11 protein-coding genes are annotated in these 14244 nt (G+C 69.7%); 7 read left to right on the forward strand and 4 right to left on the reverse strand.

The features are described 5' to 3' along the window. The first annotated feature begins 6 nt into the window (after positions 1-6). Both AB0I77_RS09940 and AB0I77_RS09945 read left to right on the forward strand, forming a co-directional pair. Positions 7-261 (forward strand): exodeoxyribonuclease VII small subunit, encoded by a 255-nt coding sequence (locus tag AB0I77_RS09940; protein WP_363281895.1) that lies wholly within the window; start codon positions 7-9, stop codon positions 259-261. Between the two features lie 139 nt (positions 262-400). Next, complete coding sequence (locus tag AB0I77_RS09945) at positions 401-991, forward strand: malonic semialdehyde reductase (RefSeq protein WP_363281896.1); 591 nt, start codon at positions 401-403, stop codon at positions 989-991. 80 nt (positions 992-1071) lie between these two features. Here the strand turns inward: AB0I77_RS09945 and AB0I77_RS09950 are convergent, their stop codons facing one another. Beyond that, positions 1072-1593: a DUF4245 domain-containing protein gene (locus AB0I77_RS09950; RefSeq protein ID WP_363281897.1), complete on the reverse strand. Its 522-nt coding sequence runs from the start codon at positions 1591-1593 to the stop codon at positions 1072-1074. Between the two features lie 125 nt (positions 1594-1718). Between AB0I77_RS09950 and glpX the strand changes: the two genes are divergently transcribed. Next, entirely contained in the window at positions 1719-2753 is a 1035-nt protein-coding gene (gene glpX, locus AB0I77_RS09955) for a class II fructose-bisphosphatase (RefSeq protein ID WP_363281898.1), read from the forward strand. 117 nt (positions 2754-2870) lie between these two features. Here glpX and AB0I77_RS09960 read toward each other — a convergent pair whose 3' ends face one another. Together AB0I77_RS09960 and AB0I77_RS09965 are read right to left on the reverse strand one after the other, a co-directional pair. Then, positions 2871-3248, reverse strand: a complete 378-nt coding sequence (locus tag AB0I77_RS09960) for a WhiB family transcriptional regulator (RefSeq protein WP_363281899.1) — start codon at positions 3246-3248, stop codon at positions 2871-2873. Positions 3249-3422: 174 nt separating this feature from the next. Continuing rightward, positions 3423-4067: a DUF1707 domain-containing protein gene (locus tag AB0I77_RS09965; RefSeq protein WP_363282076.1), complete on the reverse strand. Its 645-nt coding sequence runs from the start codon at positions 4065-4067 to the stop codon at positions 3423-3425. 215 nt (positions 4068-4282) lie between these two features. Between AB0I77_RS09965 and AB0I77_RS09970 the strand changes: the two genes are divergently transcribed. From AB0I77_RS09970 to AB0I77_RS09985, 4 genes are all read left to right on the forward strand, one after another. Beyond that, a complete protein-coding gene (locus AB0I77_RS09970; RefSeq protein ID WP_363281900.1) occupies positions 4283-5950 on the forward strand; it encodes a fumarate hydratase in 1668 nt (555 codons plus the stop codon). Between the two features lie 1098 nt (positions 5951-7048). Further along, the gene (locus AB0I77_RS09975) at positions 7049-8434 is read left to right on the forward strand and encodes a class II fumarate hydratase (protein WP_363281901.1); all 1386 of its coding nucleotides are present in this window, start codon (positions 7049-7051) and stop codon (positions 8432-8434) included. Positions 8435-8517: 83 nt separating this feature from the next. Beyond that, positions 8518-9213 carry a DUF402 domain-containing protein gene (locus AB0I77_RS09980; RefSeq protein WP_363281902.1) on the forward strand — a complete coding sequence of 232 codons (696 nt, stop codon included), beginning with the start codon at positions 8518-8520 and terminating at the stop codon, positions 9211-9213. A gap of 298 nt (positions 9214-9511) precedes the next feature. Continuing rightward, positions 9512-11707 carry a SpoIIE family protein phosphatase gene (locus AB0I77_RS09985; RefSeq protein ID WP_363281903.1) on the forward strand — a complete coding sequence of 732 codons (2196 nt, stop codon included), beginning with the start codon at positions 9512-9514 and terminating at the stop codon, positions 11705-11707. An 88-nt stretch (positions 11708-11795) separates the two neighbouring features. On the opposite strand, the gene AB0I77_RS09990 is transcribed toward AB0I77_RS09985, so the two are convergent. Further along, complete coding sequence (locus AB0I77_RS09990) at positions 11796-14183, reverse strand: transglycosylase domain-containing protein (RefSeq protein WP_363281904.1); 2388 nt, start codon at positions 14181-14183, stop codon at positions 11796-11798. Positions 14184-14244 lie beyond the last annotated feature (61 nt).

Consider the following 14244-nt stretch of genomic DNA (forward strand, 5'->3'; position numbering starts at 1 on the left):
GGGCGAATGACCAGCAAGGCGGATGAGGCGCTCGGGTACGAGCAGGCGCGGGACGAGCTGATCGAGGTCGTACGACGGCTGGAGGCGGGCGGTACGACCTTGGAGGAGTCCCTCGCCCTCTGGGAGCGCGGCGAGGAGCTCGCGAAGGTGTGTCGGCGCTGGCTGGAGGGGGCGCGGGCGCGGCTGGACGCGGCGCTGGCGCAGGAGGACGAGGCGGACGCGGAGACAAAGGGCCGGGAGGCCGCCGCGGACGGCGAGTAGCGCGGGGAACGGCTCAGCTGTGAAGCGGATCACGACGCCCTGATTTTCGTTGAAGATTGAACTTCCTTCGCGTACGGTCGATGACATCAGCCGGTCCGATTCCCCCGGACTCGACGCACATCCCCGAGAAGGTTCACGTATGTCACTCGTTCTTGACCCCGCCGCCCAGGACCTGCTGTTCCGCGAGGCCCGCACCGCGAACACCTTCACCGACGAGCCGGTGACCGACGAGCAGGTGCAGGCGATCTACGACCTGGTCAAGTACGGCCCGACCGCTTTCAACCAGTCCCCGCTGCGCATCACCCTGGTCCGCTCCGCCGAGGGCCGTGAGCGCCTGGTCCGGCACATGGCCGAGGGCAACCAGCCGAAGACCGCCACCGCCCCGCTGGTCGCGATCCTCGCCGCGGACAACGAGTTCCACGAGGAGCTGCCGGAGCTCTTCCCGCACTTCCCGCAGGCCAAGGACGTCTTCTTCGCCGAGCGCGCCGCCCGTGAGGGTGCCGCCTCGCTGAACGCCGCCCTTCAGGCCGCGTACTTCATCATCGGCGTCCGCGCCGCGGGCCTCGCCGCCGGCCCGATGACCGGCGTGGACTTCGAGGGCGTCCGCAAGGAGTTCCTCGACGACGACCACACCCCGCTGATGGTCGTCAACATCGGCAAGCCGGGCGAGGACGCCTGGTTCCCGCGCTCCCCGCGCCTGGCCTACGACGAGGTCATCACCACGGTCTGAGCGGACAGCGGACAGTGGACGACAACAAGCAGAAAGAGGCCCCCGGCAGCACGGCCGGGGGCCTCCTGCGTGCGCCGGTCTCACGCCAGCTTCAACGCCCCGGCCATCTGAGTCAGCTGCTCGAACGAGCCCGTGCCCGCCACCACGGTCGTCGCGCCGTCGCCCTCGTGCACGAGGGCGTCGTAGCGACCGCCCGTGTACCGCGTCCAGGTCCGGCCGTCGATCTCCTGGGTGGTCTTCGTGGCCGTCCCGCCCTGGCTGGCCTCGTCGATGAACGTCGACGGCTTCTGAGTCGACTGCTCGATCTGCACGTACTCACCGTCGGGGGCGTGGAAGCCCAGGTGCCAGGCGTCGAAGTCGTCGCCCTGGAAGCGCACGGACGTCGCCTTCCAGCTGCCCGACAGCCCCTCGGGCGCGGCCACCGGGTAGGACGCCGCACGGCGCGCCGTGAGCAGTTCGACGCGGTAGTCGACCTTCTTGACGTCCGGAGGGGAGTCGTCGTGCGGGATGAAGAGGTAGATGACTCCCGCCATGATCCCGATCAGGCCCAGGGAAAGGATCATGTCCCGGACCGTCTTCTGCTTGCCGCTCGAACCTGCCACGCCTCCTATCGTCGCAGGTACCCGGTCCGCTCATCCGTGGGGCCCCCTGCTCATTTTGTCTGCCTGACGATAGAGTCGGGCCACACCCTCATCCGGCCGTCGTCGTATCAGAAAGGTGCGCACCGATGACCGAGCATCATCATCTGCCCTCCGAACTCGAAGTTCCCTCGGAGGCCCCCGACCGCAACCTCGCCCTGGAGCTCGTCCGGGTGACCGAAGCCGCGGCGATGGCCGCGGGCCGCTGGGTAGGACGCGGCGACAAGAACGGCGCCGACGGTGCCGCCGTACGCGCCATGCGGACCCTCGTCCACACCGTGTCGATGAACGGCGTCGTCGTCATCGGCGAGGGCGAGAAGGACGAAGCCCCGATGCTCTTCAACGGGGAGCGCGTCGGCGACGGGACCGGGCCGGAGTGCGACATCGCCGTCGACCCGATCGACGGCACCACGCTGACCGCCAAGGGCATGACGAACGCGATCGCGGTGCTGGCCGCCGCCGACCGCGGGTCGATGTTCGACCCGTCCGCCGTCTTCTACATGGACAAACTGGTCACCGGCCCCGATGCCGCCGACTTCGTCGACATCGACGCGCCCGTGTCCGTGAACATCCGCCGGGTCGCCAAGGCCAAGCGGTCCACGCCGGAGGACGTCACCGTCGTCATCCTGGATCGGCCGCGGCACGAAGGCATCATCCAGGAGATCCGGGAGACCGGCGCGCGCATCAAGCTGATCTCCGACGGCGATGTCGCGGGCTCGATCCTGGCCCTGCGCGAGAGCACCGGCGTGGACATGCTGCTCGGCATCGGCGGCACCCCGGAGGGCATCATCTCGGCCTGCGCCGTGAAGTGCCTGGGCGGAACCATCCAGGGCAAGCTGTGGCCGAAGGACGACGAGGAACGGCAGCGGGCGATCGACGCGGGCCATGATCTGGACCGGGTGCTGACCACCGACGACCTGGTCTCCGGCGAGAACGTGTTCTTTGTCGCGACCGGGATCACGGACGGGGAGCTGCTGCGGGGCGTGCGGTACCGGTCGGAGACCGCCACGACCGACTCGATCGTGATGCGGTCGAAGTCGGGGACGGTGCGTCGGATTGATTCCGAGCATCGGCTCAGCAAGCTGCGGGCGTACAGCGCGATTGACTTCGATCGGGCCAAGTAGGTTCGCCTGAGGGTGGGGAGTTCCCCGCGGCCTAGGTGGGTCACCGTGCCGCGTCGTCAAAGGGAGGGGCACCCCCGGTGCGGTGGGGGCGCCCCTTTTGACGTACGGAGGGCCTGGCTAGCCCGCTGCCGCTATGCGCCCCGACGCCCTTGCCGCTTTTTTCAGTTCCATGTCGCGGCGGCGGCGTCGGGCCAGGACCACGCGGCGCTCGGCGGCGGTGAGGCCGCCCCAGACGCCGTACGGCTCTGGTTGCAGGAGCGCGTGCTCTCGGCACTCGACCATGACCGGACAGCCGGCACAGACTCGCTTCGCGGCCTGCTCTCGGGAGAGCCGGGCGGCGGTGGGTTCCTTGGAGGGGGCGAAGAACAGGCCTGCCTCGTCGCGCCGGCACACAGCCTCGGTGTGCCATGGAGCGTCTTGGTCCCTGTCCCGCACTGGCTCCCGCTGGGCCGGAACGGCAGCTACCTGCAGGGACGAATGCGGCGGTTGCAGCACGGTCTACTCCTGACGACGGCTTCGCGAGCGAGAGACGATGCAGCAAGGCCTACCCGCTGTGCGTGCGCCTATGCACTGAGTTCCCAACCGCTGGATTCCGAGGGCTTCCGTGAGCCGATGGGCGCGAAGGCCGGACGGATCGATCGGCTTCGCACGCGGTCGAATTCACAACCGTCAACGATCCAGATGTTTGCGCAAAGTCTTGTCGACCTTGCGGTTCACGCGGTCGAGGATGTCGGCGACGAGCTTGCCGCGCTTGGGCCTGGCCTCGATGTTGCCGAGGACGGACCACCCCTCCACATAGACGACCGGCGCGTCGGCATCGGTCGAATCGACCGTGTCCACCTCGAAGTTGCCGAGTACGCCGCCGCCGGTGCCACGCAGCGACACGTTCTCCGGGACGCGGACCTCGACGTTGCCGAGGACCGAGACCGCCTTGATCACGACCTGCCGGTACTCGAAGATCGCCTCGCTGAGGTCGATCTCTACGGTGCCCAGGATCGAGTACGCGTGGATGCGGCGCCCGGCGCGCCAGCGGCCCTTGCGGACGGCGCTGCTCAGGACGGCCACCACATTGTCGTCCGGGTCCGCGGGTATCGCGTCCGTGGGGCGATTCGGGGCCGGGATGTAGGCGGGGGACGCGCGGCGCTCGTGGGCGGCGGGCAGGTCCTGGATGAAGACCTCCAGCTCGCCGAGCGTCTTGGCGCTCAGCACTCCCTCGACGCGCTCGGCGTGCTCGTCGGCGGTGAGCCGGCCCTCGGCGAGGGCCTCGCGCAGCATGTCGGCGATGCGGTCGCGCTCGGCGTCCGATGCGCGCATTCCGGAGGGGGACTGCACCTGCGGTTCGGTGTGCTTGTGAAGGTCCACGGCAGCAGCGTACCCAAACGCGATAGATCGCGACTAGGGGCTGTGGACAACTTTGACCCGCCAACTGAGCCTTACCTCACAAGCCCACCGTCCCGGGCAGGTTCTACGCTGGTGAGCGCTGCCAATGGAGGCCGCCGTCGCGTCTGTCGAGTGAGGAATGGGCACCGATGCCTGAGTTCGAGTACACCGATCTGCTCCCCATGGGAGAAGACACCACTCCGTATCGGCTGGTGACCGCCGAGGGTGTCTCCACCTTCGAGGCCGACGGGCGGACCTTCCTCAAGGTGGAGCCGGAGGCGCTGCGCAAGCTCGCCGAAGAGGCCATCCACGACATCCAGCACTATCTGCGCCCGGCCCACCTGGCCCAGCTGCGCCGGATCATCGACGACCCCGAGGCGTCGGGCAACGACAAGTTCGTGGCGCTGGACCTGCTGAAGAACGCGAACATCGCGGCCGCGGGCGTGCTCCCCATGTGCCAGGACACCGGTACGGCGATCGTCATGGGCAAGCGCGGACAGAACGTCCTCACCGAAGGTGAGGACGAGCAGGCCCTGTCCCACGGCATCTACGACGCGTACACGAGGCTCAATCTCCGGTACTCGCAGATGGCTCCGGTCACCATGTGGGAGGAGAAGAACACCGGCTCGAACCTGCCGGCGCAGATCGAGCTGTACGCGACGGACGGCGGCGCCTACAAGTTCCTGTTCATGGCGAAGGGCGGCGGCAGCGCCAACAAGTCCTTCCTCTACCAGGAGACGAAGGCCGTCCTGAACGAGGCCTCCATGATGAAGTTCCTGGAGGAGAAGATCCGTTCGCTGGGTACGGCGGCCTGTCCGCCGTACCACCTGGCGATCGTGGTGGGTGGTACGAGCGCCGAGTACGCGCTCAAGACCGCCAAGTACGCCTCCGCGCACTACCTGGACGAGATCCCCGCCGAGGGCTCGCCCCGCGGGCACGGCTTCCGGGACAAGGACCTCGAGGAGAAGGTCTTCGAGCTGACGCAGAAGATCGGCATCGGGGCGCAGTTCGGCGGCAAGTACTTCTGCCACGACGTGCGGGTGGTGCGGCTGCCGCGACACGGGGCGTCCTGCCCGGTGGCCATCGCGGTGTCCTGCTCCGCCGACCGTCAGGCTGTGGCGAAGATCACCGCCGAGGGCGTCTTCCTGGAGCAGTTGGAGACGGACCCGGCGCGGTTCCTGCCGGAGACGACCGACGATCACCTCGACGAGGCCGGGGACGTCGTGCAGATCGACCTGAACCAGCCGATGGACGACATCCTCGCCGAGCTGACCAAGTACCCGGTCAAGACCCGGCTTTCGCTGACCGGCCCGCTGGTCGTGGCCCGTGACATCGCGCACGCCAAGATCAAGGAGCGGCTGGACGCGGGCGAGGAGATGCCGCAATACCTGAAGGACCACCCGGTGTACTACGCGGGTCCGGCGAAGACGCCCGAGGGGTACGCGTCCGGGTCCTTCGGTCCGACGACGGCCGGTCGTATGGACTCCTACGTGGAGCAGTTCCAGGCGGCGGGGGGCTCCAAGGTGATGCTCGCCAAGGGCAACCGGTCGGCGCAGGTCACCAAGGCGTGCGACGCGCACGGCGGCTTCTACCTCGGTTCCATCGGCGGCCCCGCCGCTCGCCTCGCCCAGGACTGCATCAAGAAGGTCGAGGTCGTCGAGTACGAGGAGCTCGGCATGGAGGCCGTCTGGAAGATCGAGGTCGAGGACTTCCCGGCGTTCATCGTCGTCGACGACAAGGGCAACGACTTCTTCCAGGATCCCGCCCCGGCGCCGACGTTCACTTCGATCCCGGTGCGGGGGCCTGGGCTGGCGTAGTGCCTGTGGCGCGGCGGGGGATGATTTCGCCCCCGCCGCCCCTACCCGTCCCATCCCCAGGGGCTCCGCCCCTTCGACCCCGGCGGGGACTGCGTCCCCTGCACCCCTCACAGGCATCCACCCCTGCACCCCCGCCAGGCACTGGATCCCCCGCACCCCCTCGGAACTACGTCCCCTGCACCTCTCGCAGGCCTCCACCCGTGCACCCCCGGCAGGGGGCGGCATACCCCCCCGCAGCCCCTTGGAGCGCCGCGCCGCACCCGGCGGGGGACTCCGTCCCTAACACCCCGCCGAGCCTCCGCCCCCGCACCTCGCAGGCCTCCACCCCTGCACCCCCGCCAGGCGACTGCACCCCCGCTCCCCTCGCAGCGCCGCCCCGCACCCGGCGGGGACTCCGTCCCCCTCAATCCTCACAGGCCCCCCACTCCTAAAACCCCGCCGGGACTGCATCCCCTGCACCCCCTCGGGACTACGTCCCACACCCCGCCAAGCCTCCGCCCCCGCACCCCTCACAGGCATCCACCCCTGAAACCCCGCCGAAGACTGCACCCCCCGCACCCCCTCGGGACTACGTCCGTGCCGTGGCTGCGTCCCCCGCACCCCCTCGCAGACCTCCGCCCCTGAAACCCCGCCAGGGCTCCGCCCTCACACCCCGCCGAGCCTCCACCCCCACGCCCCTCACAGGCCTCCACCCCTGCACCCCCGCCAGGCACTGCATCCCCGCACCCCTCGAGCCTCCGCCCCCACACGCAGCCGGACCTCCCACCCCACACCCCTCACAAATCTCCACCCCTGCACCCCCGCCAAGCACTGCATCCCCCGCACCCCTCGAGCCTCCGCCCCCACACCCCGCCGGACCTCCGCCCCCGCCGGACCTCCACCCCCACCGCAGCTCCGCCCCCTCCAGCCCGAACAGCCTCCCCCTCGAACACCGGACGAACCGGACGAACCGAGTGGTGCCGTCGGACGAACACGTGCAACATTCCCGTACCGAGCGCAAACCTGAGCCCAAGCCCGGGTCTCGTGCAACCCTCCCCCGGACGGGCGGAATTCGGTGCGTTCGGGAACATGTGCGCCGGTCCCGGCGGTTTACCAGGCATGAGCGACTACCGCATCGAGCACGACTCCATGGGCGAGGTCCGCGTCCCCGCAGGCGCGAAATGGCGGGCCCAGACCCAGCGTGCCGTCGAGAACTTCCCCGTCTCCGGGCAGCGCATCGAGCGGGCGCACATCGAGGCGCTGGCGCGGATCAAGGGTGCCGCCGCCAAGGTGAACGCCGAGCTGGGGGTGCTCGACAAGGAGATCGCCGAGGCTATCGAGGACGCGGCGGGCGAGGTCGCCGAGGGGCGGTGGGACGAGCACTTTCCCATCGACGTTTTTCAGACCGGGTCCGGCACCTCGTCCAACATGAACACCAACGAGGTCATCGCCACCCTCGCGAGCGAGCGGCTGGGCCGGGCCGTCCATCCGAACGACCACGTCAACGCCTCCCAGTCGTCCAACGACGTCTTCCCCTCCTCGATCCACATCGCCGCCACCGCCGCCGTCACCCGTGACCTCGTCCCGGCCCTCGACCACCTCGCCGCCTCCCTCGCCCGCAAGGCCGAGGAGTTCGCCGACGTGGTGAAGTCGGGGCGTACCCATCTCATGGACGCCACGCCGGTGACCCTGGGGCAGGAGTTCGGCGGATACGCGGCACAGATCCGCTACGGCGTCGAGCGGCTCCAGGCCTCCCTCCCCCGGCTCGCCGAACTGCCCCTCGGCGGCACCGCCGTGGGCACCGGCATCAACACGCCCCCCGGCTTCTCCGCCGCCGTGATCGAGGAGGTCGCCCGCACCACCGGACTGCCGCTCACCGAGGCCCGCGACCACTTCGAGGCGCAGGGTGCCCGGGACGGGATCGTGGAGACCAGCGGGCAGCTGCGGACCATCGCCGTCGGACTGACGAAGATCGCCAACGATCTGCGGTGGATGGCCTCCGGACCGCGCACCGGGCTCGCCGAGATCTCCCTGCCCGACCTCCAGCCGGGATCCTCGATCATGCCCGGCAAGGTCAATCCGGTCATTCCGGAAGCCGTTCTGATGGTGTCCGCGCAGGTCGTCGGGAACGACGCCACGGTCGCCACCGCCGGAGCCGCCGGCAACTTCGAGCTCAATGTGATGCTCCCGGTCATCGCCAAGAACGTCCTGGAGTCGATCCGGCTGCTCGCCAACGTGTCCCGGCTGCTGGCTGACAAGACCGTCGACGGGATCGTCGCCCACCGGGAGCGGGCGCGCGAGTACGCCGAATCGTCACCTTCCGTCGTCACTCCGCTCAACAAGTACATCGGGTACGAAGAGGCCGCGAAGGTCGCCAAGAAGGCGCTGGCCGAGCGGAAGACGATCCGTCAGGTCGTCGTCGAAGGCGGCTACACCGAGCGCGGTGACCTCAGCGTCGAGCAGCTCGACGAGGCGCTGGATGTCCTGCGGATGACGCGTCCGTAACCACTCGCGTACCGATCATGCCCACGGCGTGAACCGTGACGCGCGCCGCAGCGTCGTATGCCTATGGCACCTAATATCTGTCCATGGCAGACGGTGGAGCGGTGAGAGCCGACAGGGAAGCGGGCGGGTCGGCGGTCTACTGGGCGCCCGGGAGTCAGATCCTGTGGCGTTACCGGGAGAACGGCGGCGCGCGCTTCCACATCGCGCGTCCCGTCACCGTCGTACGGGACGACAGCGAACTGCTCGCCGTATGGATGGCGCCCGGCACCGAATGTGTGAAGCCTGTGCTCGCCGACGGAACTTCTGTGCACGTCGAGCCGCTGGAGACCCGCTACACCAAGCCGCGGACCGTACAGCGCGACCGGTGGTTCGGGACGGGCGTGCTGAAGCTCGCGCGGCCCGCCGAGCCGTGGTCGGTATGGCTGTTCTGGGAGCCGGGCTGGCAGTTCAAGAACTGGTACGTGAATCTGGAAGAACCGCTGGTCCGTTGGGCCGGCGGGGTCGACTCGGAGGACCACTTCCTCGACATCACCGTGGACCCGGACCGCAGTTGGCGGTGGCGGGACGAGGACGAGTTCGCGCAGGCCCAGCGGGACGGGCTGATGGACGCCCAACTGGCCCAGAAGGTCCGCGAGGCCGGCCGGTCCGCCGTGGAGGTGATCCGCGCCTGGGGACCGCCGTTCTCGGACGGCTGGCAGCACTGGCGCCCCGATCCGTCCTGGTCCGTCCCGATCTTGCCCTCGGACTGGGCTCGTACGCCCGCGCACATGTCCTCATGAGACCCTTGATGCGCCCCCGGGCTGTAAACGTAGGATCGTCCTCCGCAAGGGCGCGAAGTGGCAACTACGGGAGCACGCGCTGGGCTTGACCAATCGTCACCGAGGGGCGGCAGGACGTGAGCGAGGGGTACGAGGGCAACACCGGAACGGACCGTGAACGGTGCGCCGGTGGCACAGGAACAGCCTCTGACCACGCGGGAAATCCGTTCCAGGGACATGTATTCCGGGTATCGGGTCTTCGGCGGGACGAACTGCACGCGCGGCGCGCAGCCCCGGACGACGGATGGATTCGACACGCGTGACGGAGCAGCCGACCTCCTTCGAACGCCCCCAGCCGGGCGTGGACCCCACGGATCCCCGCGGGGCGCCCCTGGCTACCTCGGCGACGCCCGTGCACCCGCACAGCGCCGATACGGCGTCACACTCCCCCAGCGCCGATACGCCGTCGCATGCGCCCGGCGCGGGCGCCTCAGTGGCTCAGGCGCGGGCCGGCGAGACACCGGCCGCCGGCCCCTGCACGACGACGCCCGGCACCGCGGCGCCAGGCACCACGACGCCCGGTCCGACCCCACTCGGCGGACCGAGCGGTCCCAGCGGTAAGGAAACGAAACCCGTCGGTACCGACCCCGAGCACTCCCAGCCCGCGGCCTCCGCGGAGCCCGACGCGCACCGTCCGCGGCCCGTGCCGGAGGGCATCCCGGCCCAGCCGGGCACCGAGCAGATCAGCTCCGCCGGCCAGGAACGCCGTACCGGACAAGGACTGCCGTCCGGCCGGCCCGCGCCGATGCGGCGGGACGGCGACCGGCTGCGCTTCGTGGGTGCCGCGACCCGGCGGATCGCCCGCGGCATCGACCTCGACGAGATCGTGATGGGGCTGTGCCGGGCCACCGTGCCGACCTTCTCGGACGCGATCCTCGTGTACCTGCGCGACCCGCTGCCGGTGGGCGACGAGCGGCCCACCGGGCCCCTGGTGCTGCGGCTGCGCCGGACCGACCGGATCCCGCAGGAGCGGGACCTGGAGGACGGGATCCTGCCGGTCCCCACGCTGCCGGAGCCTCCCGAGCTGGACACGATCGGCACCGAGCGGTGCGAAGTACGGCCCGGCAGCGCGCTCGCCGAGGTGCTGCGCGGGGTACGGCCGGTCTTCACGGACACGCCCGACGTCCGCGCCGCGCTGTCCGAGCTCCTGGGCGAGGGCGGCGAGTTCATCGTGCCCAGCGCCCAGCGCGCCATCCTGGCCCCGCTGCGCGGCCGGCGCCGGGTCATCGGGGCCGCGCTGTTCCTGCGCCGCCCGGACCGGCTCGCCTTCGAGCCCGACGACCTCCTCGTCGCCGCCCAGCTGGCCACGCACAGCGCGCTCGGCATCGACAAGGCGGTGCTGTACGGCCGTGAGGCGTACATCGCGGACGAGCTCCAGCGCACCATGCTGCCCGAGACCCTGCCCCGGCCGACGGGCGTACGGCTGGCGTCCCGCTATCTGCCCGCCGCCGAGACCGCGCGGGTCGGCGGCGACTGGTACGACGCCATCCCGCTGCCCGGCAGCCGGGTCGCGCTCGTCGTCGGCGACGTCATGGGCCACTCCATGACCTCCGCGGCGATCATGGGCCAGCTGCGGACGACGGCCCAGACGCTCGCCGGACTCGACCTGCCGCCGCAGGAGGTGCTGCACCACCTCGACGAACAGGCGCAGCGCCTGGGCACCGACCGCATGGCGACCTGCCTGTACGCCGTCTACGACCCGGTCTCGCACCGGATCACCATCGCCAACGCCGGCCATCCCCCGCCCGTCCTGCTGCACCTGGGCGGCCGGGCCGAGGTGCTGCGGGTGCCCCCGGGCGCGCCGATCGGTGTCGGCGGCGTCGACTTCGAGGCCGTCGAACTGGATGCCCCGGCCGGGGCGACCCTGCTCCTCTACACCGACGGGCTGGTCGAGTCGCGCCTCAGGGACGTATGGACCGGGATAGAGCAGCTGCGCGAGAAGCTCGCCGCGACCGCGCAGCTGACCGGGCCGGACCATCCGCCGCCCCTCGAAGCGCTGTGCGACGAGGTCCTCGACATGCTCGGCCCGGGCGACCGGGACGACGACATCGCGCTGCTCGCCGCCCGTTTCGACGGGATCGCGCCGAGCGACGTCGCCTACTGGTTCCTGGAGCCGGAGGAGATGGCCCCTGGGCGGGCCCGGCGGCTGGCCCGGCGGGCGCTGGCCCGCTGGGACATGGAGGAGCTCAGCGACTCGGTGGAGCTGCTCGTCAGCGAGGTCGTGACGAACGCCGTGCGCTACGCGTCCCGGCCGATCACGCTCCGGCTGCTACGGACGGACGTCCTGCGGTGTGAGGTGGGCGACGACGTGCCGCAGTTGCCGCGGCTGCGGCAGGCGCGGGCCACCGACGAGGGCGGGCGCGGGCTGTACCTGGTGAACAAGCTCGCCAAGCGGTGGGGCGCGACCCGGCTGAGCACCGGCAAGGTGGTCTGGTTCGAGCTCAACCGAGGGTGAGCGAAACCGACCTGACATGCGGGAAAGGGCGCCCGACCGACGTCGGGCGCCCTTCCTGTATGTGCCGCTACTGCTCGGCCATGTGCCGCTACTGATCGTCCCCCGGGTTGAACGGGTTCTCCGGGGTCGTGCCCGTTGCCGGAGGACTCGTCGTCGGTGTCGTCGTCGGTGTGGTCGGCGGCGTTGTCGTCGGGGTCTCGCTGGGCGGCTCGGACGTCGGGGGCTTCGTGGTCGTCGGCGCCTGAGACGTCGGGGGCTGGGTGGTCGGCTCCTGCGTCGGCGTCCAGGTCGGCGTCTGGCTGGGCGTCGCCTTCCTGGTCGGCTTGACCGCCGCTCCCTGGTCGGTGTCCAGGTCGAACTTGGCGTCCTTTTCGGTCACTCCGAACATGTACGCCGCCCAGATCTCCGCCGGGAAACCGCCACCGTTGACCCGGGGGAAGCCGCCCGCCTTGTACATCGGGACCTGGGCGCGGGTCTTGACGTCCTCGCCGAACAGGCCGACCGAGGTGACCAGGTCCGGGGTGAAGCCGGTGAACCAGGCCGACTTGTTGTCGTCGGACGTACCCGTCTTGCCGGCGACCTTCTGGCCGTCGTGCTCGGGGTTCTCCTGGACGGCCTGCTTGGCCGTACCGTCGTCGACCACGCCCGTCAGGACCGACGTGACCGAGTCGGCGGCCTCGCGGCTGATGACCTGCTGGCCGATCGGGTTGGGCATCTCCACCGAGGTGGTGGCGTGTTCGGCCGACTTGACGATGGTCGGTGTGACCTTCTTGCCGTGGTTGTCGAGGGTGGCGTAGACACCGGCCATCTGGAGCGGGCTCGCGCCCATCGTGCCCAGGGTCTGCGCGGGCACCGCCCTGAGGTCGCCGGTGTCCATGCCGAGCTTGGCCGCCACCTGGAGCACGTTGTCCATGCCGACGTCGACACCCAGCTGCGCGAACACGGAGTTGATGGACTTGTTCATCGCCGTCTGGACGGTGACGTCGCCGTAGTTCTGGTCGTCCTCGTTCTCCGGCGCGAAGCCGATGGCGCTGCCCTTGACGGGGCGCTTGCTGGTGCCGTCGTAGATCGTGTTCGCGGTGATCGGCTTGTCGTCCTGCGTCTTGGCGTTCTCGTCGAACGCGGCGGCGAGGATCACCGGCTTGAACGTCGACGCGGGCTGGTAGTCCGCTCGGGTCGCGTTGCTCTGGTAGTGCTTGAAGTAGTCCACCCCGCCGTACAGGGCGACGATCTTGCCCGTCTTCGGGTCGACGGAGACCGCGCCGGCCTGGACGTCCGCGTCGACCGGCCGCTTCTTCGGGTCCAGCTTGCTGGTCAGCTGCGCCTTGGCGGCCTTTTCCAGCTGGGCCTGCTTCTTCTTGTCGATGTTCAGGGTGATGGTCCAGCCCTTGTCGATGACCTGGGCCTCCGCCTGGGAGCGCGAGATGCCCTGCTGCTTCATCAGCTGGTTCTCGAGCTGCGTGTTGGCGAGGTCGACCAGATAGCCCTTCTGGCCCTCCAGACCGGAGGCGGCCTTCGGCTCCTTGGGCACCGGGAACTTCATGGAGTCCCGCTCGGTCTTGTCCAGCCAGCCCTCGCCGACCATGTTGTCCAGGACGTAGTTCCAGCGGGCCTTCACCATCTCCTTACCGGTGTCGGTCGCCACCGCCCAGTCGTACTGGCTCGGGGCCTGGAGGAGAGCGGCGAGGTAGGCGCCCTGCGCGACCGTGAGCTTCTGGGCGTCGACGCGGTAGTAGGCCTGGGCGGCGGCCTGGATGCCGTAGGCGTTGCGGCCGTAATAGCTGGTGTTGATGTAGCCCGCCAGGATCTGGTCCTTGCTCATCTGGCGGTCCACCTTCAGGGAGATGATCATCTCCTTGAGCTTGCGCGAGACCGTCTGTTCCTGGCTGAGGTAGTAGTTCTTGACGTACTGCTGGGTGATCGTCGAACCACCCTGCGCGCCCTTGCCGCTGAGCGTGTTGAACAGGCCGCGGGCCGTGCCCTTGAGGTCGATGCCCGAGTCGCTGTAGAAGGTCTTGTTCTCGGCCGCGACGAAGGTGTACTGGACGCCCTTGGGCACCTTGGACAGGTCCACGATCTCGCGGTTGACCGTGCCCTTGCGCGCCAGGACCGTGCCGTCGCTGTACTTGTAGACGTTGCTCTGCAACTGCGCGGCCTGCGCCGCCGCGTTGCCCTTGGGAACGCTCACCATCATGTACAGCGCGACGAACGCGCCGATCCCGAGCAGGCAGAGGCCGAAGAAGGTGCCGAGCATCTTCTTCCAGGTGAACAGCCGGCGTATGCGGCCCTTGCCGGCCTTCCCGTTCTTCCCCGGCTTCCCGGACTTGCCCTTGGCCGCCCTGCGAGCCGCGGCCCGGCCGCCGGCAGCTGGGCCCGCATCCGTGCCCACGCCTGCCGACGGGCTCGCGGACGAGCGTGTGGGCGCCGCGCGGTGGCCGCCGCGCTGCCGCGCTCGTCTCTCTTCCGCTCGTCCCATGAGTCCGTTCGCTCCGCTTCGTTCTCGGCTGTCCCACAGGTTCGTGGCCCAGGTCAGCTCA

It is taken from the genome of Streptomyces sp. NPDC050619 (assembly GCF_040654815.1).
GTDB lineage: Bacteria > Actinomycetota > Actinomycetes > Streptomycetales > Streptomycetaceae > Streptomyces.

What these genes read in the sequence shown, in the direction of transcription:
- glpX (WP_363281898.1), top strand. Translation starts at nt 1,719, where the DNA reads ATGACCGAGCATCATCATCTGCCCTCCGAACTCGAAGTTCCCTCGGAG.
- AB0I77_RS09980 (WP_363281902.1), top strand. Translation starts at nt 8,518, where the DNA reads ATGGCAGACGGTGGAGCGGTGAGAGCCGACAGGGAAGCGGGCGGGTCG.
- AB0I77_RS09940 (WP_363281895.1), top strand. Translation starts at nt 7, where the DNA reads ATGACCAGCAAGGCGGATGAGGCGCTCGGGTACGAGCAGGCGCGGGAC.
- AB0I77_RS09945 (WP_363281896.1), top strand. Translation starts at nt 401, where the DNA reads ATGTCACTCGTTCTTGACCCCGCCGCCCAGGACCTGCTGTTCCGCGAG.
- AB0I77_RS09990 (WP_363281904.1), bottom strand. Translation starts at nt 14,183, where the DNA reads ATGGGACGAGCGGAAGAGAGACGAGCGCGGCAGCGCGGCGGCCACCGC.
- AB0I77_RS09975 (WP_363281901.1), top strand. Translation starts at nt 7,049, where the DNA reads ATGAGCGACTACCGCATCGAGCACGACTCCATGGGCGAGGTCCGCGTC.
- AB0I77_RS09965 (WP_363282076.1), bottom strand. Translation starts at nt 4,067, where the DNA reads ATGCGCGCATCGGACGCCGAGCGCGACCGCATCGCCGACATGCTGCGC.
- AB0I77_RS09970 (WP_363281900.1), top strand. Translation starts at nt 4,283, where the DNA reads ATGCCTGAGTTCGAGTACACCGATCTGCTCCCCATGGGAGAAGACACC.